This window comes from Chromohalobacter sp. HP20-39 (assembly GCF_033052815.1).
Taxonomy (GTDB): domain Bacteria; phylum Pseudomonadota; class Gammaproteobacteria; order Pseudomonadales; family Halomonadaceae; genus Chromohalobacter.
Genome location: NZ_JAWHTP010000352.1, coordinates 1 through 333 on the forward strand (window position 1 = coordinate 1; position 333 = coordinate 333).

General features: G+C 63.4%; 1 protein-coding gene. It reads left to right on the top strand.

Translation table 11 applies throughout. The annotated features are described in order from the left end of the window. Nucleotides 1–333: hypothetical protein (locus RVY79_RS18335; protein ID WP_317465965.1), on the top strand; the 333-nt coding region annotated here is incomplete at both ends.

A 333-nucleotide genomic window follows, 5' to 3' on the forward strand; every position in this document is an offset into this window, starting at 1 on the left:
CTGTCGATCGCGGCCATGATCGCGGCAGCGCTGGGTTATCTGCCTGCGCTGGCCGGGGCTCTGCTGCAGGAGATCATCGACGTTCTCGTCATCCTCAATGCCCTGCGCGCCCTACAAGCAGGCCGGCGTGAAGCCACACGCTCGTTGCCGCCAACGGACGTGGAACGCCTCAAAGCCGAACATACCGAGCTGGAACCGATCATGAACCACATCCGCACGGTGGCGGATCAACTACCGCGGATGGAACGGAGTCTGGCAAAGACGGCGCTCTCCGAGCTGAACCGGTCGTTGAATCTGGTGCTGGTGCCGCACGAGCGCCGTGACGATACCGAG